The sequence below is a fragment of the Bacillus sp. 3103sda1 genome, assembly GCF_024159135.1.
Taxonomy (GTDB): domain Bacteria; phylum Bacillota; class Bacilli; order Bacillales; family Bacillaceae_G; genus Bacillus_A; species Bacillus_A rhizoplanae.
The window spans coordinates 1007724-1031513 of the sequence record NZ_JAMYWS010000001.1 but is presented as its reverse complement, the minus strand read 5'-3'; the positions used below and the strand labels follow the sequence as shown (position 1 = coordinate 1031513).

Here is a 23790-nt window from a genome sequence, read left to right as displayed (position 1 = left end):
TTTTTAGAAGAAAATTTTAAAGGATTTTTCACCTGTTGTCGCTCCATGGAAAATTGAAGTGATTGAGACACTTTCTGTTGAATAGATTAAGAGGTAGCCATTGGAAATGGTAACAAAAAAATTCCAGAATGGAGTGATTAAAGGATGGCAAACCAGCTTCAACCAGGGCAGGAACTCCTGACAAACCAACAGATCACCGCGAACAATGGTCGAGCATTTCTGATCATGCAGGGCGATGGAAACTTCGTACTTTACGAAGTACATAAGGGCCAACACATCCCTGTCTGGGCGTCGGGCACCGACGGTAGTGGTGCCGAGAAAGCAGTCATGCTGGATAATGGCAACCTTGTCGTCTACAAGGCGAATGGCCAGGAGGTCTGGCAATCTGGCACCGTGGGGAACGCCGGAGCATACCTCATTCTTCAAGACGATGGGAACGCGGTAATTTACACTAACCAGGGAAACCCGCTCTGGGACTCGGGAACGTGGCGCCATAGTCGAAAGCTTGCTTTCGATCCGGCGGTTCACGGCTTTTTGTTTAGAAACAATTTCATCAATGCTGTGGCTAACATTCCGGGCTATGGGCAGGTGACAACACAGGGACGCTGCGGCGGAATGGCTTTTGCCGCACTCGACTACTTCCTCAAGGGCACTCCGGTTCCAAAATACACCGGGAACCTGTTCAACGCAGAGGTTCCCCCGGATGGACACTGGCTTGCGGATTACATTTACAGTCGACTTGTGGACAGCTTCGTTGTGCCTTCCTCCATCAAGTATATTAATTGGACCTTGGCGTCAGATCATTCTACCGTCTTTGGAGGAAAGGGAGTCACCCGCTGGACGAAGGAGGAAGAATTTCCAAAGCTACGATCGCGCATCGACACCGGCCAACCGGTCGTCCTCGGGCTGGTAGATGCAACAAGCCTAGGGGAGATCGGGTCGAAGAATCACCAGGTTCTAGCCTATGGGTATGAGTGGCACTCGAAGGCTGACATTATGAAAGTGTTCGTGTACGATAACAACACGGTAGGTCAGGAGGTAGTTTTGTCCTCCGAACCGGGTAATCCCCACTTTGACGCCACGAACACCGACCCCTGGAGAGGCTTTTTCGTAGTAGACTATCAGCAGAAGACTCCGCCCGTGTTCACGACCAATCCGCCGGCGGCCAGTGCTATGGTCCGATACGGTCAGACCATTAAGGTAAGTCATCTCATGACGGGGCTGACTCTCCATTCGCACGCACTGAACTACGGCCACAGCGGCAGCTCAGGTCAGCAGCAGGTAACCTGCTTCAAAGGGGCTGATGACAATGACCTCTGGAGGATCAAGGGACCCGATGGTACGCAATCGAACCACAGGAACGGTGAAATAGTCCAACATGGCGATGTGATCCGACTCGAGCACGTGCTCACGCAACGCAACCTACACAGCCACTTCGGACACCCTTCCCCTGTCACTCGTCAGCAGGAGGTGACCTGCTTCGGATCCGGAGGTCAGGGAGACAGCAACGATAACTGGCGGATCGAAGTCGATGGTGGGGGGCCGTGGAATGCGCAGAGACGAGTCCGACTTGTCCACCTGAACACCAACCATGCGCTCCACTCCCACCGCGGGTTCAGCGACCCCCGCTGGACAGCCGGCCAACAGGAGGTAACCGGCTTCGGTAGCCGTGACGACAATGACTGGTGGTGGCTCCTCGAAATTCGATGAGAGTGGCCTGGTTTTAAGACGTCCGTACTTTGATCGTAAACTTCAACCACAGCCGGTCGATTATTGAGCTCGCGGTGCCAGAGTCACATCGAAAAGCGTTTTTCTGTATTTCGAAGTCTATCGTAACCGGTGAGGATCGCAACCTTCGTTTATGTGCAGCCGCGATTATGGAGTGGGACATTTTATTATTCTGATTGGAAAACTTGATACTCATTTTGTATTTAGCAATTAAAAATTGTTGCTTATGTCAGTATGTTTTTTAAATGTAAAAAAGCCGAAAATATGCAATAAGTGAATAAAAACTTGCATATTTTCGGCTTTTTGATAATTTTAGATATTGAACAAAATCACCCGTTCGAAGAAACAAACAGCCGGCTATGGCAGCCCGGCTGTTCAAGTAATGCGCTCGATTGCCGAAGATCAATCATGTTTTTCCAATCTTCCTAAGTTAAGAGGAGCGATTTACCGGTAATTGTTATGAATCGGTTGAAACAAATCTTCTTGAGCACTCCGAACAACAGAAAAATTGTCAACATTGTAATGACCATGAAGTATTTCATTATGGCTTCTTCGTTGAACAAATCCTACTTCTCTAACTAAATGCTCTAAAGCATGTGGTGACATATATCGATGTAATTCTTGAGAAAACAATTCTAATTCAACAAAAACCGATAAAGTGAAACTTCCATCGGGTACGAGTAAATAATGTAACACCTAATTCGCTTTCTAATAATGAGATTGATTGACTTGTTGCGAATAATGTAATATGTGATTTTTGTGCCGCCCTTGTTAATGAACCAAATTTTGAAACTTCAATTATGTATTGTAATTGTGCAAGATTCATTTGTTGCTCCTATATTATAAGTACTGTTTAATTGTTATTTAATATATCTAATTTTTATTAAATATAAAAATACTTATATAATTAAGAGGAAATATAAGTCTATAACTTGAATATGGACACTGCCTTATTAAAACTAAGTTATTCTTTTTTAAAAAAAGGGGGGACTTGTTATGAACTACAAAAATATCACTGTTGCTGGTGGTGGCGTTTTAGGAAGTCAGATTGCTTACCAAGTTGCTTTCAAAGGATTTAATGTATGTGTATATGACATTAATAATGAAGCATTAGACCGTGCCAAAGAAAGAATCATGAATTTGAAGCTGCGTTATCAAGAAGATTTAGGGGCTACTGAGGAAGATGTCAATGCTGCTTATAATTGCATTTCTTTCAACTCTGATTTATCAAAAGCAGTTTCAGAAGCAGACCTCGTTATTGAAGCAATTCCTGAAGTTGTTCAAATTAAGACTGATTTTTACAAGGAGTTAGGGAAAGCAGCTTCTGAAAAGACAATTTTTGCAACAAACTCTTCTACTTTATTACCAAGCCAATTTGCGGAAGCGACAGGCCGACCAGAAAAGTTTTTAGCGTTACACTTTGCGAATGAAATTTGGAAAAACAATACGGCAGAAATCATGAAACATCCGGGAACGGATATGAAAGTGTTTGATGATGTGATTGAATTTGCAAAAGCAATTGGAATGGTTGCTCTACCTTTACACAAAGAGCAACCGGGCTATATTTTGAATTCTTTATTAATTCCTTTTTTGGAAGCTGCTCAGATGCTTTTATTAAATGAAGTTGCTGATCCAGAAACAATCGATAAAACGTGGATGGTTGCAACAGGAGCACCCCTAGGTCCTTTTGCCATTTTAGACATAGTAGGAATTAATACCGCTTATAATATTGCACATACAAAAGCACAAGCAGGTATTCAAGAGTCTGAAAAATTGGCTAAGTTATTGAAAACTGAGTATATCGATAAAGGAAAACTTGGAAGAGAAACGGGAGAAGGATTCTACACATATCCCAATTTCATGAAACCAGAGTCTTTAAAGAGTTAATGAATTCGTTTTTTGTCATTAAATGAAATAACATGTGCATCAATGGTAATATTCTAACTAGTATTCTAAAAAAGGACGTGATTAGTGTGGTCCTGAGTTGGACAAACGAATCCGTCGTTATCTCAAGCAAACCAATGATTCCTGGAGAGTTAATGAAACGTATGTGAAAGTAAAAGGTCAATGGATGTATTTATATCGTACAGTCGATTCAGAAGAAATTATAATTATATGCCATTGAACAGTTTAATATCAAACACGGTGAACCGTACCATAAGTAAATGAGATTAGAGATTTTTATATTTATAGAACAAAGGGAGATTATCTTGTCAGATAATCTCCCTTTGTTAGATACTAACTAAAATTTTCAAAAGACCTTCATTTTAAAGAAAAAGAGGCTGTTTAGCTCTCCTTTATCTAGACCATATACCTTAATAATCTCTTGAGTAATACTATTTCCAGCATCATCCCAGGAACTGGCCCGAAGTGAGACAAAGCTTCCCGGCTTATTTGGATGCTTACTCTCAATAAGCAATTCCGCTGAACATTGAATTCAAAATCAACGATTAACAAGCCCGCTTTTATATTGCTTTTGTGTAACACCGGTAAACTTTTTAAAGCCCTTCGTAAAATAGCTTTGGTCATGAAAATTTAAAAGGGTGGCGATTTACCGGTAATTGTTATGAATCGGTTGAAACAAATCTTCTTGAGTAGTCCGAACAACAGAAAAATTGTCAACATTATAATGACCATGAAGTATTTCATTATGATGACTTATTATCTGTTCGGCAGATAAAGTTGAAGAATCTGTCGTCGAATGACCATCCCCAACTAAAGTAACATCAAAATGATTCACCGTTGCCGTTCTAACCGCTGTGTCAATACAATGTTCTGTTTTACATCCCATAATAACAAGATGTTCAATCTCATTGTCCTTTAAAAAATCCATTAATGGCGTACCATAAAACGAATTTGTAGCCGCTTTATCAAATATTTTTGCAGTGGTTGGCACCTTTAATTTTGGGTGTATTTGGAACCCTGGACCTTTGCCGTCAGCAACATCTATATCCCTTATAAAGACGATTAAAGCTTGTGATTCTAATGCCTTATTAATAACCAAATTAATGTTATCTAATAATACGTCTTTATTCAGTACACTTTTGTTTTTATCATTTCCATCAACTAATTCTTGTTGAACATCAATAATAAGCAACGCTTGTTTCAATAGAAAAACTCCCTTTTATTATAATTTTTATACATGCTCTCCAAACCGTTCTTCATTTTCATGTTCATCATATCGCCCCCCTTCATCTTCTAAACTTATTTCGTTGTAGAACCGTAACATCCTTTTTTTCAATCTGGTATGATTTGAATACTTTTTCCCTTTTATTACTATCGAAAAGAATCGAAACAAAAAGTAAAAGCGCTTGCATAATTAAAAATCCGAGTTATAATACTTGTATACAAGTATACTTGATGAACATGAGGTGAAGTTATGACGGAATCAATGGAATTTCTTTATCCTGAAAAATGGCTTTCAAAAGCTTCTACTGGTGATCGTGTTGCAAGCGAACTGAGAATGCGTATTATTGCAGGTAAAATTGAAAGCGGTACCATTCTATCGGAAAATAAATTAGCTGCCGATTTTTCTGTAAGTCGGTCACCCGTTCGTGAAGCATTAAAAGTACTGGCATCTGAAAATATCATTCGCTTAGAAAGAATGGGCGCAGTTGTCATTGGTTTAACCGAAAAAGAAATCGAAGAAATATATGATGTCCGCTTACTTATAGAAACGTTTATCTTTGAACGGCTTGTGAAGATGGACACGAATGAGTTAGTAAAGGAACTCAATAAAATTATGGAAATGATGAAAATCGCCATTAAATATCATGATGCTGATGAGTTTTCTTATCAAGATCTCTTATTCCATGAAACGATTATTCGCACCATTCAGCATTCCCACATCCTGATGATTTGGAATAATTTAAAGCCTGTTATGGAAAGCCTCATCCTTTTATCAATGCGTACCCGTTTCAAAGAAAAGTACGAAGACTTTGAACGGATTATCAAAAATCATGAGCTTTATATAAAAGCAATCGAAACAAAAGATCGAGCTCTCATGATTGAGGCCTTACATCAAAACTTTGATGATGTTCAAGGAAAAGTTGAAGACCTCTGGATGTCACAACAAATGTTATCTAAAGGAGTAGAGCAAGAACATGAGTAGCTATATGTTAGGTATAGATATTGGTACAACAAGTACCAAAGCAGTATTATTCACTGAAAAAGGCGAAGTCATCCAAACAGAGAATATTGGTTACCCACTTCGCACACCGGATATTTCCACAGCTGAACAAGATCCAGAAGAGATTTTTCAGGCTGTTTTGCGAGCGATTTCAAATATAACGAAACATCATTCAGATAAAAAACCATCGTTTATTTCATTTAGCAGCGCTATGCATAGTGTCATTGCCATGGATGAAAATGATCAGCCGCTGACACCTTGTATCACCTGGGCAGATAATCGCAGTGAGGCATGGGGACATAAAATCAAAGATGAACTGAATGGACATGAAGTTTATAGACGAACAGGAACACCTATTCACCCCATGTCACCATTAAGTAAAATTACTTGGATTGTGAATGACCATCCTGAAATCGCTGCCAAAACGAAAAAATATATCGGAATCAAAGAATATATCTTTAAGAAATTTTTTGATCAATATGTTGTCGATCATTCCCTCGCTTCATGCATGGGGATGATGAATCTACAAACGCTAGATTGGGATGAAGAAGCTTTAAAAATTGCTGGTATAACACCTGCTCAATTATCTGAGCTCGTACCAACCACTACGATATTTAGCAACTGCAATCCGGATTTAGCCAAAAAGATTGGTATCGATCCACAAACACCATTTGTCATTGGTGCCAGTGATGGAGTGCTTTCTAATCTAGGTGTGAATGCAATTAGAAAAGGCGAGATTGCGGTCACAATTGGGACAAGCGGTGCTATTCGAACCATCATCGACAAGCCGCAAACGGATAAAAAAGGAAGAATATTCTGTTATGCCCTAACGGAAAAGCATTGGGTAATTGGTGGACCGGTAAACAATGGCGGAATGGTCCTTCGCTGGATTCGCGATGAACTTGCTTCATCAGAAGTAGAAACTGCAAAAAGACTAGGAATTGATCCATACGATGTATTAACGAAAATTGCTGAACGCGTGAGACCTGGCGCAGACGGATTGTTATTCCATCCATACCTCGCAGGTGAACGTGCGCCATTATGGAATCCAGATGTACGTGGCTCATTCTTCGGTTTAACGATGTCACATAAGAAGGAACATATGATTCGGGCAGCCTTAGAAGGCGTTATTTATAATTTATATACTGTATTTTTAGCATTAACTGAATGCATGGACAGTCCTGTGACCCGTATTCAAGCAACAGGAGGCTTCGCAAGGTCTGACGTTTGGCGACAAATGATGTCCGATATTTTCGCATCTGAAGTCGTTGTTCCCAAAAGCTACGAAAGCTCCTGTCTAGGTGCATGTATATTAGGTCTCTATGCTACAGGAAAAATTGATTCTTTTGAAATCGTTTCCGAAATGGTTGGCAGCACCTACAAACACACACCGAAGGAAGAAGCAACAAAAGAATACAGACAATTACTGCCGATATTTATTAACTTATCTAGAGCATTAGAAGAAGATTATACACGAATTGCTAATTATCAAAGAAATTTAATAAAGTAAAACTTTCATCAGTGATCCCCCACTTCCTCGTCTCTCATTGAAATTTGAGGTTGGGGATTACTGCAAAAAAATAGGGGATAAACACAAATACAGCTAATATTAGGGGGAAATTACGATGCCATTAGTCATTGTAGCAATTGGGATTTTAGCATTACTTTTACTGATAATGCGCTTTAAATTAAATACATTTATTTCATTAATCATTGTATCGTTCGGCGTTGCTTTAGCACTTGGAATGCCGCCAGAAAAAATTGTTAAAACCATTGAAGCAGGATTAGGCGGCACACTTGGCCATTTAGCACTCGTTTTTGGACTTGGTGCGATGTTAGGTAAGTTGCTCTCAGATTCTGGGGGCGCACAACGCATTGCCATGACTCTTGTGAACAAATTTGGTAAAAAGAACATTCAATGGGCTGTCGTGACTGCCTCATTTATTATCGGTATTGCATTATTTTTTGAAGTAGGATTAGTATTATTAATTCCGATTGTATTTGCCATTTCAAGAGAATTAAAAGTTTCCATCTTGTATCTCGGTATTCCGATGGCAGCAGCTTTATCTGTAACACACGGATTTTTACCGCCACACCCAGGACCAACCGCTATTGCTGGTGAATTGCATGCAAACATTGGTGAAGTATTACTTTATGGTTTTATGATAGCGGTTCCAACAGTTATTTTAGCTGGACCTGTATTTACTAAAATTGCGAAAAAGCTAGTACCTGAAGCATTCAACAAAACTGGTAATATAAAATCTCTAGGTGAACAGAAAGTATTTAAACTTGAAGACACACCTAGTTTTGGAATCAGTGTTTTTACCGCTTTACTACCTGTTATTTTAATGGCAATCGCTACGATTATTACTTTGTTGCAAAAAACAATGGGATTTAAAGATAATAGTTTACTAGCAGCGATCCAGTTTATTGGGAATGCGGATACTGCCATGTTAATATCCTTATTAGTTGCGATCTATACAATGGGATTGGCAAGAAATATTCCAATCAAAAACGTGATGGAATCTTGTACAACAGCGATCTCAAATATTGGAATGATGCTATTAATCATTGGTGGAGGCGGAGCCTTCAAACAAGTATTAATTGATGGCGGTGTTGGTAACTATGTAGCCGAATTATTCAAAGGAACTTCATTATCACCAATCTTACTTGCATGGATTATCGCTGCCATCTTACGTATTTCCTTAGGGTCTGCTACAGTTGCTTCATTAACAACTGTCGGTTTAGTGATTCCGATGTTAGGTCACTCTGACGTTAACCTTGCTTTAGTTGTCCTTGCAACAGGAGCTGGTAGTTTAATTGCTTCACACGTGAACGATGCTGGTTTCTGGATGTTCAAAGAATATTTTGGTTTAAGCATGAAAGAAACATTTGCAACATGGACCTTACTTGAGACTATTATTTCCGTATCGGGATTAGGATTTACGTTATTACTCAGCTTATTTGTTTAGATCTTTCTAGACAGTAAAACCCCCACTTAAGTGGGGGTTTTACTGTCTATTTATCTAAGAAAAAGGGTTCCAAAGATATGAGTATTTTTTACGTCATAAAAAACCTCATGTACTTATGATACGGTTTACCATACTGCATTTAATAGAGGTCGTGAAATCCATCTTTAAAGAGAACATTCTTTCTCAACAGTTTTCACCAACTGTTTCAATTGCTCGACACCTTGCTGTAAAGAAAGTGAATAATAGCGCTGTGTGCCTTTTTGGTCTATACTTACTAAATGATTGTCACGCATAATTTTCAAATGATGAGAAATTGCGGGACGTGATAAATTTGACTGCTCAGCAATTTCATTTACACTAAGCGGTTGCCTTTCTGCCAGCAGCAAAATAATATCTTGCCTCACTGGATCACTTAAAGCATTAAATAACGGTATACAACTCCGAAAAACATCACTAGCTGTTTGAATCATGTTAGCATCCTTCCTTTTCTGAAAGTCCAAGTTAAACAAAAAACTATTTTTCTTCTGTAACATATTTGGCTAGTTTTGCAGCTACACTTCTTGGAACAAACCTTACCGAAAAAGCACCAATCTTATTTAATGCTCCCGTAACAATTGTACGTTTTCCTTTCATCAATGCATTATACCCTTTTTTAGCAACAATATCAGAAGGCATCGCCACTGAAGATAGTAGCGATTTCTCAGCATTTGCATTCGAAAAGAAATTTGTTTTAGTAGGACCTGGACATAGAGATGTAATGGTAATCTTAGTATTTGATAGCTCTTCAATAAGCGCTTCTGACAATGAAAGTACATAAGCCTTCGTCGCATAATACACAGCCATTAGTGGTCCCGGTTGAAAGGCTGCAGTACTTGCTATGTTCAAAATCTTACCACTGTTCCGTTGCTTCATTTTTGGTAGGAAGTAATACGTCAATTCTGTCAATGCATTTACATTTAAGTGAATCATGTTTAATTGTTTTTGAATATCTATTTCATCAAATTTACCAAATAATCCAATACCGGCGTTATTAACTAAAACATCAACTTCCATTCCTCGTTTTTCAACTTCTTCGTAAATTTCTTTCACTGCACCAGGTAGGCTTAAGTCTTGTGAAATAACAGTAACTTCTACGTTCCTGATAGATTTCTTGATTTCTTCTAACTTTTCACTGTTCCGTGCAACTAAAATCAGATTATATCCATCATTCGCAAACAGTTTTACAAACTCATAACCTAAACCGCTTGTAGCCCCTGTTATCAATGCTGTTTTATTCATATTTCCTCACTCCTTAATACTTCCAAACGTTTAAACACTTAAACATTTAAAATTACACACTAATAATAAATACAAAATATTCTCTGTGTCAAATATTCAAAGGTGTATATGATTATATCCGTATATTGAAAGATTCGAGCTACCCATGTATGATGAGCACCTTCAACAATCCAAGCATTTGAACCAACAATATAATGAAGCTGCTCATCCCTTTCTTCAGGCGTACTTCTTATATCTCCATTTTCAGACCTTCTCCACACAACGTTATCTAGCTCGTAATATGGAATGTTTAGCTTAGAAGATAATGTTCTTGCTAAAGTTGTCTTCCCGCTGCCGACAGAGCCGATGATGTGAACTTTATTAGGATTTTTCCTTTTCAATACGATCACCGTTTTATGAATTTCTATATACACATTTTCTTTTCCTATAATCCAATTGCCTAGCTACATCTTTTCCAGTCTTTGAAGGATTTGTGGGAATAAATGATAGTGTAAGAGTTGCAACTGTTCTGTTAGTGAAATATCCATAAAAACGCCATCCTTTTCAATGAGTCTACTAAAAGGATAGCGCTTTTAACAAAAGTAGCGTATACTCTTTTAAGTTTGTCCATTGTTTAACAATCAGAACATATAGAAAGTAATTTATAATCTATATAGCTAGGGTCATAGTAAATGAATTGATTTCCCCCTAAGTTTAACCATCCATTTTGTTCGTAAAATACTTTATACGACTCATTATGATGTAATTTTCCAATCACATTGCCATTCATAGAAGGTTGATCCCTTAAGTTCACATTATCACCTGTGATTGTAGCAATCCCTATATAGTTACAGTAACAAATATAACTAGGGTCGTAATAAATAAATTGATTTCCCCCTAAGTTTAACCATCCATTTTGTTCGTAAAATACTTTATACGACTCATTATGATGTAATTTCCCAATCACATTGCCATTCATGGAAGGTTGGTCCCTTACATTCACATTATCACCTGTGATTGTAGCAATTCCTATATAGGTGCTACTAATTCCATTATTATTACTGGTACCCAAATCTATATAGGTGCTACTGGTTCTATTATTATTACTGATATTCAAATCTATATAGGATATATTACAATCGACATTCCCATTAATACCTTGTACTTTTCCACTCTCTGTGTATTGCCAGATATCACAATTAATTCCTGCACTTCTTTGATTATAACGCGCAATCCACAATAACGTATTTTGTAAACGCGAAGGGTTTAGACTATTTTCAAAGAAATATAGATTGCTATAAACTCCGTTATTTGTATATCCCGCATTTTTTAATTCCGTTAAAAACGCACTGACAGCATCTGTTAATGTATTTGGATCTAAATTCCCATCATTGACTTCTACATCCACAAATACAGGTGCAGTTAATGTTACACTCTTTAAATTTCGAATAAAGAAAGCAGCCTCTTGTTTCGCATCATTAACAGAGATTGCTCGAAAAAAGTGGTAAGCTCCTGTAAGTATGCCAACATTATTAGCACCATTTATATTGTATTGAAAGGTTGGATCTACATAATTTGTACCTTGCTCAGAACCCTCTGTTACTTTTGCAAACATAAAGTTTACTTGGTTACGATCATTCTTTACTTGATTCCAATCAATTGTCCCATTATGGTGACTGACATCAATTCCAAATGACATGATATAACACTCCTAAATCGTTTATTTAATCTTGTGTAATATTAATTTATATTCTCAATCAGTTAAGGCATCTATAAAAATTCTACTATTGTCATTTAAAATAATATAGGGGGTGACCGCATGTCCATCAAGCTAAGGTTTTGAAGTACCCCCTAAATGAAAATTTTCTTTCTCTACAGTTCATTATTTTGAGAAGTCAGCTCATTTTTTCGTTTTGGAGGTATTTACTTTTCTTAAGTTGATGGGCATGTGACATATCATCTTCTCCGTTATCTTTTAGAACAAAAAATTTATCGTTATACTGACTCAACATATACAAAATTTCAGCTCTACTCTCCCTTTCAAAGTCGTTCGTCCACTTAAACATCTTCAGAAACATTTTGAAAGTAGGTTTATAGTTCGCCTTTTCAAGGCTTAATAATTGCAAAATAAACCGTTTTATTATTCTATACATCCTTTTCGAAAGCGCTACATCTAAAAATATGATCATATCTGCATGTTGAAAACTTTGAGATACCCATTTATGATGAGCGCCTTCAACAATCCAAGCATTTGAACTAACAATATGATGAAGTTGCTTATCTCTTTCTTCAGGCGTATTTCTTATATCTCCATTTTCAGACCTTCTCCACACAACGTTATCTAGCTCGTAATATGGAATCTGTAACTCCGAAGATAACGTTCTTGCTAAAGTTGTTTTCCCGCTTCCAACAGAACCTATGATATGAATTTTATTAGGAAGTTTCCGTTTCAATACGACCACCGCTTTATGAATTTCTATATATACATTTTCTTTGCCTATCTACATCTTTTTCCCCATTCTCCAACAACGCTGATTGTAAGAATTTCGCTCTCCCCCTATTATTTCGAGTCCTTGTTTTTCATAGAATTTAATAGCTCTCAAATTGGACTGCGCAACGCGGAGATGATATTCAAGCAAATTACGTTTTTTAAATTGATCCTCCACATATTGAAAAAGCTTATGACTATATCCCTTCCCGCGGCCCTCGGGAATTACATATACAAAACTTACATAACCAATCTCTCGCCCTTCATAGTTATCATACCGAAGCACTAACTCTCCAACTGCATGTTGATCACGTTCCAATAAAACGAATCCCTCAGGAAAATTCAATTGTTTCTGCCTCGCATACTTTATATATTCATTCTCATTAAACTCTAATTCTTCTCCTTCACCTGTATCTGTAAAAAATCTAATAATAGTCTGTTTATCCTTTTCTACATCGACAAGCCGAAACGTAAACATTGGCATCATTTCCTTTCACTTCATACTTAATTTCATCGTACAATATCTTTTATTCCGGTAAAATGATCCGAAACTTTATGATACATATAAGAGATACTTATCAATCTAACAACCTCTTATTCCATTACCCTGCTCCGTTAATTAAATAGCTCTGTTAAATTTAACTGTTGATTTTCTTATAAAAAAAACGAGAAGTAATGCGTGGCATCAACCTATTACTTGCGCTGAACTAGTTGATATTTCTAATTATTGTTTCCAAATAATGAGTAAAATGCGGTTAATTATAAATACCATTCCAAGAATAATAGCTAAGATTGGTTTATCAACAAAATACAGAGCGGATGAGGTAACTCCGAAGATTACGAATTCCAGAAGAAACCTGTACGGTTCTGGCAGTTTCAACGATGCTTTAGGTGCAATGAAAGTCCCCCATAATATCGCAAAAAGTAGTGGTGAGCCAATACCAAAAACAAATTTTGTATACACACTTTTCCCGACTTGAGATCCCCAATAACCTAGTGATGCAAGGGCACATAACTCTAGAAGAAAGCGAATAGCTAAATTTACAGATTTGTCACTTTACCTATAAGTTGGCCACAGTTGGAAACATAAGTTGGCCAAAAAAACAGTTGTTTTTTGTAGGTGATTATCTAATTTTTTAACGAAACTAGAAGCATAAGTTGACCGTGAATTAATTATTAGCCCATAAGCTGTCCGTGAGTAGCCATTGATAAAACGGGAATGGATATTGCTAAAGGTTTTTATAGACTTCCGGACACAAGGACTATTGTAGCTTTGGTATAATGTTTGATCAAATTAATACTAATAACCTTGATAAACGAGCAAAAAGAAAGAGCGTGTTTTAATCAATCTTTTTTCAAAACACGCTCTCAATATATTCAATTTAGAATTGAACTAAAGAATTAATACCAACGAGTAGCTAAAGGTACATAAGAACCACCACCACCATATACAACGAGAACATTAGCAGTAGCACGTGCAACATAATATGCATCATTAACCTGTCTAGTATAACAAGATGTTTGTCCTAGTGATTTTTTAGCATAACATGAATATTTTACGCCATCATTTCGTGTAATTATTGCACTTCCTTCTTTTATTGCTGGATCACCACCAAGGGTTAATTTAGCCCAAGTACTTCTACAACTAGGACTATAGCGAAGTTCAATTGCAGCACTACTATACTGACTGTAGCCTACTGTTTTTGCATCTCTAGCACATCCTGTAGCAATCGGGTCTGATCCATTAGTAACTGCGGCTGCTACTTTGGGTGCTGGTACTGCAAAAGAAAATATAGAAACTAACATTGTCACAGCACCAATCATTGTTGCCCATTTCTTAAGAGCTTTCATTTCTTAATCCCCCTTTTAAAATGGTTTTAAAATACATAACTATCCTAACATGGAAAAATTTGAAAATAAACATTATTTTTAATATTTACATTCAAGGTTACAAGCATAAGCCGGCCGTAAACTAAAAGAAGCATAAGTTGACCAAAACGGCCATCTTATGCTTCTTATTACAAGATTTTATAAACATTAAAGAACACTCCTTTGAAAAACATGTCTTTTTGATATATCCCAGTTCTTCGTCAACAACGTTTTCTTTTGATTATGAAAACTCCCGCCACTTATCTCCTTCGGATCTTGAAGTGGGGGTTTCTCGTGTATCACCTTCAAGAGATGTTTAACACGAGTGGAGTTGACACAGCTGCCTGATGGCACAACCCCTCTATTCCATCGGCAAATGCCTTTGGAACTGCTTTTTTTAAGATGTTATAGGAACCATTCACATCTGCGTTCAGCAGTTTATTCTCTCTCGTGCGATACAAGCCACGCGTGATCCGTTTTCCACTGAACTCAGGAATGTCTTCCTCACCGTAAGTGGGGATATCATCATTGTCTAGAAAGGATGCCTTGCTTGTATACGATTCTTCCACGACTTGTACAGTAATACCTCTTCGTTTTGCCTTATAGGTGATCATTTCAATGAGTAGATTGTGTGGGATATGGCAAAAAGATTGATTCTGTCGTTTTCCCATCTCACTGTTTTGTTTCCATGATGTATTTTTCCCAATCACAATCATAGAAATCTCATGTTGAATCGCGAACTGAACAATATGATAACTAATTTTATGGAAAAGGTCTTTTATTTTGAGAAATCGTTTTTCATGAAGCCTCTCTAGACGCTTTGATGTGTGTGGTCCTTCTTTTGATTCTTTTCCATGACGAAGAATACCCGTGAAATAAGCCTTTTTCTTGTTGTAGTATTGATTGATGCTTTTGATGACATTGCCCTTTACTAACACAGGAGTAGCCCCTGTATTCGTTATGATAGTTGCAATGTTATTGATTCCTAAGTCCATACTCATATAACGGTTGTTGTCAACATCCTCAGGTGCTGGTTCGGACTGTTCTGTCACAATTTCCACCTTAAACTTTCCATAAGCAGGGGAAACGCGTACTTCTTTGAGATTTTCGATATACCCAAACAATTTACCAATATTTAATTTTATGCTTGTTTTTGGAAAACGAATATACTTCTCTTGGAGTTTACACACTTGATTGGTGAATACAACTTCTGTCATAGAAGATTTGATATACTTTGGAATGCGAGGTCTGCCAGTAAAAGTGGAAGGATGCTTTTGGTATGCCTTGATGGAAGCGAAGAATGATTTCCAGTTTTGATAGAGTTTTTTCATGACCGCTTGATTCGTTTGCGCTGGCAAATTCATATAATCTTGTTGTTTCATTGTTTTAAACAAGCAATCTAAGAAATGATACGATAGGAACGATTTCTCTTTTGTCGGGAATGTAAACAAGTTACATTTCATTTCTTTTTGTTCTTTAACAGGTTTTTCTTTCTGTTTTTGCACGCGTTTTTGGTATGCATGAAGTTGATTTTCATTCATGATTTCAATATGTGCTTGTAATGTATGAAGGACTTCTTGTTGAAGTGGCTGTAATGGTCGCTCTGTACGTAAGGCTGTATACACTTGGCGAATATAGAAGTTTGTTGTATTGTAGAGATTTTTTGCATTTTGACACATTTCCATGAAGTAGGCGTGCAATTTATGACCTTTCTTGATCCATATTTGATAGGTTATATATTCTTTTTCTTTCGTCATGATTTTCACCTCCTTCTTTTCTTCATGATACTACAAAACAGCCAAAAAGAACATACATTCGCAATGTTACAAAAATATTTTTACAAATGCAATGGCAATTCATCTCCACCTTAAACTGGGCTATGCCCTGCATGTTTTGAAGATGGAGTTTTCTTGCCAATTTTCCGATAAAGTGAAACTTTATAGATTATGATTTTTATTTTCTTTCCATTTCAATGTATATCTATCACAAAAAAACGACCCGCGTTGTGGGATCGTTAAAGTCTATTTTTCTTTCAAATGTTGTTGTAATTCGTCTATGACTTTTTGTAAAACAACGTGCTGTTCTCGTGCCATTTCCAATTCTTCCTTTACTAAAGTCAATTCCTCCATCACTGTACCATGAGTCTCACTTATAATCTTTTCAACCTTTTGTAAAGTATCGTACTGTTCTCGTGCTAGTGCTAATTCTTCCTTTACTAGAGCCAATTCCTCCATCACCGTATCATGAGTTTCACCTATGACCTTTTCATCTTTTTCCCCGGCAATCCTTGCCACATATCCGATGACAGGTAAGGCAATGCCTTGAAAGATCGTCTGTACTACGTACTCTACCCATTCCACAAGAGTATTTGGATGCTGAAAGAAAAGCGGCACAATTACAAGCCCAAAAATGATATAAAAGCAAGCCATTGTAGAAAACCATAGGGCCAGTTTGTCACCAAGCCATGCATTAAAGCGTCTTATCATTTATCACTCCTTATCTAAAATAAAGTTGCTCTTTTGTACATTTGAAGAAAAGAATTTGCGTTCTGTTCCATTTGTTTCGCTATTTAAATGAATTTATCCCGCACTAACGGGCAGTAAGATCCCCACCTCAAGATGCAGAGAAAACGAAGAAGCTATGTGGGGGATGAAGCCCCCACTGATGGAAGTTTCACTTTATATCAATCTTTTTTACGGTGTTCCAGTGACTTAATAAATAGAATGACAGCATTAATGAGAAGATATACAGCTGCAAATCCCCAAATGATTTGCTCAACAGGTGGAAACTTCGTCTTATAAATAAACGGTCGAACGCCCACATAAAAAAGAGCATGATATACGATTAACAAGTTCATCCACTTAAGGAATAATCTCCAATTTTTCACTGTGATTCCGGCTACAACAACAAGGATTGTAAAAAAAAAGAAGCTAAGTAGAAGTCCTGTTAAAAATCCTGTCGATTCATTAATCATTTCAATTATCAAAAAAATATCACATCCTTTCATGCATAATGTACTATCATACTATGCGCAAAAGGGACAAGCTGTTTGTACACGTGTACTTTGCAAAAAAATATCATATGTGATTCGTGTATATGTCAATTTCGGCGCCATTTTATCAAAAAATAAAAAGCCAAGAATTTAATCTCAGCTTTTTTGTAGGAGAAGCTTATCATGACGTAAAGGTACTATTTATCTATGATTTACTCGATTAATCTAATCATGTTGTATGCGTATCTGTTTGCATTTGGAATACTATTAGAAAACGAAGGTTCTGTACCAATATCAACAACCCAATCATTAATTTTTTTATCATATACTCTCATTGAGCTCGATCCCGATCCATCTAAAAGAATAATATTGTTTTTATCAAAACCTAATTCCTTAAGACGAGTTTCCATACCCTTAATCGACACCCCTTCAAGCGTAATCATTAAATACGCATAAATGGTTCCATCTTCTTCCTGGAAACCTAACACTGTTCTTCTAACTGGAAGAGGGAATGAAAATTGCATCTGATTATTAAAGTATTCTAGTGTAAATTTTTGTTTAAAACTTTCCCAGCTGCTAAAATCCTCCCAAGTAATTGGGTAAAGTCCGATATGCTCAGGATCAAAACCTTTCCCACCAATAGCATTTATTATAACTTGATTAGAATGATGCTGATGATCATTCTTATCCAGATTTTCAAAGTGATTTTTTATTTCATCTATGCTTTTAGCATCAATAATCTCTGCTTTTGTTTTTTTCAAATCCTTATCGTAATAAGTAACGAAAGTTGGTCGAGAAAGGTGTTTGCCAGAGCAACCATTAAAATCATATCCATCAGTTGATCCATCAGTTAATCCTCTAGGATTATAATAAGTCATTGAGCAAGGCTTATAAACATAATCATCATTTGATGGATCATACTTTACTGGATCATATGATGGATTATAATATCCTCCGTTTATTCCAATATAGTTCGTTTCACTTACAGGTTTCCTAATAACTTCAGTTCGAATATTATCAATTGGAGTTTTAATAACACGTAAGCTTACGGTATCAAGTAAAACTTTTGTGGGCTGCAGATAGTAATCGTAATTTTTTGGAATTTCATCATCCACTTTAGCTTCAACTTTCTCCGCTGTAGATCCCTCCAATACATTGAAATTGAGGATCTTTTTTTGTTTGCTCATAGCTTTAATCACATCTCTACCTTCTTTAGGTACAGATGCAAAATACTCATCATAGTTGTTATAATAACCCATTGCAAGGTTTTCAGTTATTAGATAGGTTTTACCATTCTTAACATCAAGAACACCAATATCCCCCATCGTTTCCTGTTCTTCCTCGGAGTATTCCCTATTCTCTACATAGATGTTAAACAAATAGATATCATCATATACTTTCCCATCGAACTTAAATTTAAAGGTTACACCACCACTATCATTTTCTTTAACAATATAATGATTTTTCCAAAACTTTGGAAGCGTTAGCTCAAATCCTAATTCTCCATTAATATATTTAATCCCATTGGCCGTTTCTTGATTTGTTTCTTCTTCTGCTGTTCCTCCATTTTTTCCTTGCTCTTTTGGTTTCACTTCTCCTGCTGTATCTCCTCTTGCTCCAGTTTCATTTGTCTCCAACATTTTGAAACTATCAAAAACCTCGGGTATTTGACCAAGCATATTTAAGACAGTATCTTGTTCTTCTCCAGGTGGAATACTATCTCGATAAAGATGTAGAGCATCATAGTAGCAGTAATAACCCATGTTATTTTTAGTACCAAGCTCACTCACCCATCTTATCCCCTCGTTCCACCCTTCTTCTTTCTTGCTGTCGTATTTAATAGTAAACAAAGGAGGGATATCATCATTTTTTTTACCTTCATACGTAAACACAAATCTTACTAAATTATTATCTTCTTCGATTTCATAATTTCCTTCCCAAGATTTTGGGATTATTAGTGAGAATCCCAATTTTTTATTCACATATTCAATACCATTAACCTGTTTTTGATTTGTTGCTGCATGAACCATAGACGATTCTAAAATGGCGGGGACAATACAAGTAGTAAGCATCACTAGGATTAATAACAAATAACAGATATTTCTTTTAAACATTTTATTTACAGTCTCCTCTATAAATAAAGTTATGAATCTTTCCTTCCGTTAAGAAGGTAATATCTGCTGCGGAACCGCTAGTAAGAGTCACACTGTATATGACATGAGAAGGAATGAATCGTTGCCGTATCCTCTTATCTTGTAAATACGTCAATTTCCTGATTGAGGATACACTTTTATTAAGATAATTCTTAATCGGCTTAAATTATGGTTGTAACTAAAGAACAAGTACACCTTTTTTGATACATCTGCTAAATCATTTTGTATCAAGGATACTTTTGTTAAAGTTTTAAAGCAACAGTGCGGTTTATTATTGTTTAGCTTCCTCTATCAAAAAAATGTTTTTGAAGCTCACTACCATTTAGTCCGTTTTTACAGTTTCCTTATATTCACAAACCAGATCTTTCGTACCAACTTGAAGAATACCATCAATAATTTTAGCATTTACAATTGCTTTTTCATCATTATGTTTCAGTGTGAATTCATACTGATTATCTTTTTTATCAACTGTAAAATTCGCATTATCTCTTACTTCTCCATTTTCCTTGTCATCCCATCGTACAAATTCTAACTTGCCAGTCTTTCCATCATCTGAGAAAGTAACGCTTCCTCTGCAATCACTCTCCCACTCATGATTCTCCCAATGAGTACCGGCTAATTCATTTTTATCTGACGAACAAGCTGAAATAATGAAAGTTGTTCCCAGTAGGATACTCGTTAATGTTGTTATTTTTAGCGTTTGTTTTATAAACATAAAAGAACCCTCCCTTTTAATTTGTTTATATTAATATTCATGTGCTTTGTTTGTATTATTATTTAGATCATCAGGATATTCCCCAACACAAGCAGTCAAAAATAAAAAGGGCATTAAGAATAGCACTCTCTTCATATAAATTCCCATTCACATTTATTATTTGGATAGAGATATGTTGCTAGTAAAAACGAACAAACGATTACAGTTTCACATATTTCCAACTGAAACAATGTTGTCCCCCTTTTCCTTTTAATTAAAGTTACAGATAAAAAATAAACAAAGTACTTCTTTCAGAGGCCTTTTGCTTTTTATTGATTTAACAAATTAACAAGTACCGACTAGTCAGTACTTGTTAATTTGTTATATACCAGAAATTTATTCAAAATAATGTAAATATATGAAATTATATAAAAATAATTTCGTGTTGAATTTTTATCAGAAACAATCAACAAACATAATTAACATATTAATGCAATCAGGGGAAAAATTATTTTCTAAACGGAGCTACTCTAGAACAAGTGTTAATCAGAGTGTAAAACATGCTAGTTACTCTAAAAGTGCTTTCTAATGAATTACCTCAGATAAAAGAAAGGCTTATCCTTCAGATGGAGGAATGGAGGTCATTCCTTACACATTTTTTCAGGAGATGGAGGACAAAGGCATCATAGGACGTCCATTAGATGCTAGAACTTTAGCAACAGCAGGAATAGCTCTTCTTAATGGATTTAATTTACAGCATTTTGTTGACAATCGTATTCAACTACAGAACATGGTTAATGTTTTTTTGGACTGCTTCAGATTCAAAAAACTAGTAAGACAGATGAATAATGACAATTATTAGTGCGTAATAATCTATGTAAAATGTATTAGTCTTTGTTGATTTGCAAACTAAAAAGGAATTTTTACATGCCCGATTATAATTGTTTTACAGGATTATAATCCAACTTTATTTCAAAACCACACTTGATTCTTAATTATTAGGAAACATAAACAAAATAATCTTTTATTATCTATGAAATATGGAAGTGTTTAATGAAAAGGAGGAATAAGCATGAAAAAATTAGTCAAAGGATTACTATGCGCGATTATCCCGTTATCAATTTTATCTGCATGTGGTTCTGATAAAATTGTAGGTACATGGGTACCGGTAAAGGATTGCCCATATCGTGATACAGAACTAACTTTCACAAAAGAAGGGACCGTTCAACTTGTAGATTTAGATGAAAACGTAACAATAGGGGGAAAATACGAAAAAAATACCGATAATGTATATACGTTTAATCTAAATACGTTCCATATAACAGGAACTTTACATGAAACCACACTTGATATATTAGGAGGAGGAGATGGTGACGAACGTTGTACATTTAAAAAGAAGAAGGATTAACTGTGTAATATGGTATTAACATTACAAACTCACATTTTCCTTGTTTACTAGTGCATGTGATTAATAGGGCAACGCTTACTGACCTTCTTATAAAAGAACAGAATAAATTTTGTTCCTTTATGAGAAGGGTTAAAGGGTTTTGACACGGCAAAAGAAGCTTTTTGTGTAGCTTTAAAATTGCAGAAGGTGTTGTTTAAGTAAGATATAACATTTACCAAACATAGATAGGAACACCCATTGACAAGGAACAAAAAAAGTAAACTACCTCGTACTAGATTGAGTAATTATCCTTATTCAAAATGCTATCCATTCATATAAAACAAAACCACACCATCTCTAAAACCCTAGAAATGGTGTGATTTTCATTTTACGCTAACGCAGCTGCATGCTCTTGTTGATCAACCGGAACAACCGCATCCGTTAATGCTGCTTCTAATTCAGCTGCATATTTCAGCTTCTCTTCCCCGCTCCAGTTTAATGTCGCTGCCATGTAATTGATTACAGCATCTTTCCATTTATATACCCAGTGAATGTTAAAGAACACAGCGCCCATACGGCGTACGAAGAAATCAACTGGCTTTGTTGTCATTTCGAACTCCATCGCATATACGAGTGGTAAAAGTACGTCAAGCGGCATGTTATGGCGCTCCGCATCTCCTTTATATTCCTTCGCTAATTCAAAGAGTACATCAACGTTTGAACCGTAGAACTTCGCAAATTGTTCTGCTTGCTCTGCTGTTAAACCGTATTTTTTACCTTCTTGTGCTTTTTTCGCTATGAATGTTGGGAAGTTTTTAGAACCGCCAACATGACCGCCAGAGATTGGCATATGTTTCGTTGAACTTGCTGGGTATGAACCGTGACCTTCTTTTTGCAGTAAAGATGTTACATAGTCGACAACCATCTCCGCCATTTTGCGGTATCCTGTTAACTTTCCGCCGGCAATTGTAATTAAACCAGATTCAGAAGTCCAAATTTCATCTTTACGAGAAATTTCAGATGCGCTCTTTCCTTCTTCATAAATTAATGGACGAACGCCTGCCCAGCTTGATTCAATATCCTTCTCTGTAATGTTTACAGTTGGGAACATGTAGTTAATCGCGTTAATAATGTATGTGCGATCTTCTGTTGTCATTTTTGGCACTGCTGCGTCTTTATCATAGAATGTGTCTGTTGTACCTACGTATGTTTTACCTCCGCGCGGAATCGCAAATACCATACGTCCATCTGGTGTGTCAAAGTAAATTGCTTGCCCTAATGGGAAACGTTTTTGATCGATAACAAGGTGAACACCTTTTGATAACTGCAATACTTTCCCTTTTTTCGAATTATCTTTTTCACGAAGCGTGTCTACCCAAGGACCTGCTGCATTGACAATTTTTTTACCGTACACTTCATATACTTTTCCGTCTAATACATCGACTACACGTACGCCGCATACTTTTCCATCTTTGTATAAGAAGCCGTCTACTTTTGCATAGTTGACTGCTTTCGCGCCATGTTTGATCGCTTCTTTCATAACTTCAATTGTTAAACGCGCGTCATCTGTACGATATTCTACGTAGTAACCGCCGCCTCTTAATCCATCTTGTTTCACAAGCGGCTCTCTCTTCATTGTTTCTTCGCGGCTAAACATTTTTCTGCGCTCACTTTTCTTAACGCCTGCTAAAAAGTCGTATACGCGAAGGCCAATTGATGTACTAAATGCACCAAACGTACCGCCTTTATGGAACGGAAGCAACATCCACTCTGGTGTTGTTACATGGGGGCCGTTCTCATATACAATCGCACGTTCCTTTCCAACTTCAGCTACCATTTTCACTTCAAATTGTTTTAAATAACGTAAACCGCCGTGAACAAGCTTTGTAGAACGACTTGATGTACCTGCTGCAAAGTCTTGCATTTCAAACACAACTGTTGATAATCCGCGTTTTGCTCCGTCTAATGCAATCCCAGAACCTGTGATTCCGCCGCCGATAACAATGACGTCTAACTCTTGTTTATTTACTTCATTTAAAACATTTTGACGTTGTTTACTTGAGAATTTCATGGTAATTCCTCCTTTTAATTACGAAAAAAAGAGACCACAAACATCACCAT

Annotated in this window: 22 protein-coding genes and 2 pseudogenes; 7 read left to right on the top strand and 17 right to left on the bottom strand. The window is 36.7% G+C overall.

Annotated features, from left to right (window positions below):
- Window positions 1-144: 144 nt before the first annotated feature.
- Entirely contained in the window at window positions 145-1710 is a 1566-nt protein-coding gene (locus NKR74_RS05200; RefSeq protein WP_253628860.1) for an MIR domain-containing protein, read from the top strand.
- A gap of 462 nt (window positions 1711-2172) precedes the next feature.
- Here the strand turns inward: NKR74_RS05200 and NKR74_RS05195 are convergent.
- Together NKR74_RS05195 and NKR74_RS05190 are read right to left on the bottom strand one after the other, a co-directional pair.
- Window positions 2173-2274 (bottom strand): annotated as a pseudogene (locus NKR74_RS05195) (cysteine hydrolase); the annotation flags it as partial.
- A 94-nt stretch (window positions 2275-2368) separates the two neighbouring features.
- Window positions 2369-2554 carry a LysR family transcriptional regulator gene (locus NKR74_RS05190; protein ID WP_375337649.1) on the bottom strand — a complete coding sequence of 62 codons (186 nt, stop codon included), beginning with the start codon at window positions 2552-2554 and terminating at the stop codon, window positions 2369-2371.
- A 170-nt stretch (window positions 2555-2724) separates the two neighbouring features.
- On the opposite strand from NKR74_RS05190, the gene NKR74_RS05185 reads away from it, so the two are divergent.
- Both NKR74_RS05185 and NKR74_RS05180 read left to right on the top strand, forming a co-directional pair.
- A complete protein-coding gene (locus NKR74_RS05185; RefSeq protein WP_253628859.1) occupies window positions 2725-3615 on the top strand; it encodes a 3-hydroxyacyl-CoA dehydrogenase in 891 nt (296 codons plus the stop codon).
- A gap of 88 nt (window positions 3616-3703) precedes the next feature.
- Window positions 3704-3829: pseudogene (locus NKR74_RS05180) on the top strand (DDE-type integrase/transposase/recombinase); the annotation flags it as partial.
- A gap of 450 nt (window positions 3830-4279) precedes the next feature.
- Here the strand turns inward: NKR74_RS05180 and NKR74_RS05170 are convergent.
- Entirely contained in the window at window positions 4280-4837 is a 558-nt protein-coding gene (locus NKR74_RS05170) for a cysteine hydrolase family protein (protein WP_253628858.1), read from the bottom strand.
- A gap of 270 nt (window positions 4838-5107) precedes the next feature.
- Here NKR74_RS05170 and gntR point away from each other — a divergent pair, with 270 nt between their 5' ends.
- The 3 genes from gntR to gntP all read left to right on the top strand — a co-directional run bounded on the left by gntR (window position 5108) and on the right by gntP (window position 8829).
- Window positions 5108-5839, top strand: a complete 732-nt coding sequence (gntR, locus tag NKR74_RS05165; RefSeq protein ID WP_253628857.1) for a gluconate operon transcriptional repressor GntR — start codon at window positions 5108-5110, stop codon at window positions 5837-5839.
- A complete protein-coding gene (gntK, locus tag NKR74_RS05160) occupies window positions 5832-7367 on the top strand; it encodes a gluconokinase (RefSeq protein WP_253628856.1) in 1536 nt (511 codons plus the stop codon). Before gntR ends, gntK begins: the two co-directional genes overlap by 8 nt.
- A 115-nt stretch (window positions 7368-7482) precedes the next feature.
- Window positions 7483-8829 (top strand): gluconate permease GntP, encoded by a 1347-nt coding sequence (gntP, locus tag NKR74_RS05155; RefSeq protein WP_253628855.1) that lies wholly within the window; start codon window positions 7483-7485, stop codon window positions 8827-8829.
- Between the two features lie 164 nt (window positions 8830-8993).
- Here gntP and NKR74_RS05150 read toward each other — a convergent pair whose 3' ends face one another.
- The 13 genes from NKR74_RS05150 to NKR74_RS05090 all read right to left on the bottom strand — a co-directional run bounded on the left by NKR74_RS05150 (window position 8994) and on the right by NKR74_RS05090 (window position 20303).
- On the bottom strand, window positions 8994-9299 hold the full coding sequence (locus NKR74_RS05150) for an ArsR/SmtB family transcription factor (RefSeq protein WP_253628854.1): 306 nt from the start codon (window positions 9297-9299) through the stop codon (window positions 8994-8996).
- Window positions 9300-9342: 43 nt separating this feature from the next.
- Window positions 9343-10107, bottom strand: coding sequence for an SDR family NAD(P)-dependent oxidoreductase (locus tag NKR74_RS05145; protein WP_253628853.1), 765 nt, complete (start codon window positions 10105-10107; stop codon window positions 9343-9345).
- A 59-nt stretch (window positions 10108-10166) separates the two neighbouring features.
- Window positions 10167-10520 carry a shikimate kinase gene (locus NKR74_RS05140; RefSeq protein WP_375337648.1) on the bottom strand — a complete coding sequence of 118 codons (354 nt, stop codon included), beginning with the start codon at window positions 10518-10520 and terminating at the stop codon, window positions 10167-10169.
- A 200-nt stretch (window positions 10521-10720) separates the two neighbouring features.
- Window positions 10721-11785 carry a GH25 family lysozyme gene (locus tag NKR74_RS05135; protein WP_253628852.1) on the bottom strand — a complete coding sequence of 355 codons (1065 nt, stop codon included), beginning with the start codon at window positions 11783-11785 and terminating at the stop codon, window positions 10721-10723.
- A gap of 196 nt (window positions 11786-11981) precedes the next feature.
- Window positions 11982-12539, bottom strand: coding sequence for a P-loop NTPase family protein (locus tag NKR74_RS05130; protein WP_253628851.1), 558 nt, complete (start codon window positions 12537-12539; stop codon window positions 11982-11984).
- 48 nt (window positions 12540-12587) lie between these two features.
- Complete coding sequence (locus tag NKR74_RS05125; protein ID WP_253628850.1) at window positions 12588-13052, bottom strand: GNAT family N-acetyltransferase; 465 nt, start codon at window positions 13050-13052, stop codon at window positions 12588-12590.
- A 246-nt stretch (window positions 13053-13298) separates the two neighbouring features.
- Window positions 13299-13607, bottom strand: coding sequence for a YrdB family protein (locus NKR74_RS05120; protein WP_253631084.1), 309 nt, complete (start codon window positions 13605-13607; stop codon window positions 13299-13301).
- A gap of 368 nt (window positions 13608-13975) precedes the next feature.
- Window positions 13976-14425, bottom strand: coding sequence for a DUF2690 domain-containing protein (locus tag NKR74_RS05115; protein WP_253628849.1), 450 nt, complete (start codon window positions 14423-14425; stop codon window positions 13976-13978).
- A gap of 323 nt (window positions 14426-14748) precedes the next feature.
- Entirely contained in the window at window positions 14749-16200 is a 1452-nt protein-coding gene (locus NKR74_RS05110) for an RNA-guided endonuclease InsQ/TnpB family protein (protein ID WP_253628848.1), read from the bottom strand.
- A 264-nt stretch (window positions 16201-16464) separates the two neighbouring features.
- On the bottom strand, window positions 16465-16929 hold the full coding sequence (locus NKR74_RS05105) for a hypothetical protein (RefSeq protein WP_098305959.1): 465 nt from the start codon (window positions 16927-16929) through the stop codon (window positions 16465-16467).
- 197 nt (window positions 16930-17126) lie between these two features.
- On the bottom strand, window positions 17127-17429 hold the full coding sequence (locus NKR74_RS05100) for a hypothetical protein (RefSeq protein ID WP_253628847.1): 303 nt from the start codon (window positions 17427-17429) through the stop codon (window positions 17127-17129).
- A 218-nt stretch (window positions 17430-17647) separates the two neighbouring features.
- Window positions 17648-19549, bottom strand: a complete 1902-nt coding sequence (locus NKR74_RS05095; RefSeq protein WP_253628846.1) for a hypothetical protein — start codon at window positions 19547-19549, stop codon at window positions 17648-17650.
- Between the two features lie 361 nt (window positions 19550-19910).
- A complete protein-coding gene (locus NKR74_RS05090; protein ID WP_253628845.1) occupies window positions 19911-20303 on the bottom strand; it encodes a hypothetical protein in 393 nt (130 codons plus the stop codon).
- 1051 nt (window positions 20304-21354) lie between these two features.
- On the opposite strand from NKR74_RS05090, the gene NKR74_RS05085 reads away from it, so the two are divergent.
- The gene (locus tag NKR74_RS05085) at window positions 21355-21690 is read left to right on the top strand and encodes a hypothetical protein (RefSeq protein WP_253628844.1); all 336 of its coding nucleotides are present in this window, start codon (window positions 21355-21357) and stop codon (window positions 21688-21690) included.
- A 367-nt stretch (window positions 21691-22057) separates the two neighbouring features.
- On the opposite strand, the gene NKR74_RS05080 is transcribed toward NKR74_RS05085, so the two are convergent.
- Entirely contained in the window at window positions 22058-23740 is a 1683-nt protein-coding gene (locus tag NKR74_RS05080; protein ID WP_253628843.1) for a glycerol-3-phosphate dehydrogenase/oxidase, read from the bottom strand.
- Window positions 23741-23790: the final 50 nt, after the last annotated feature.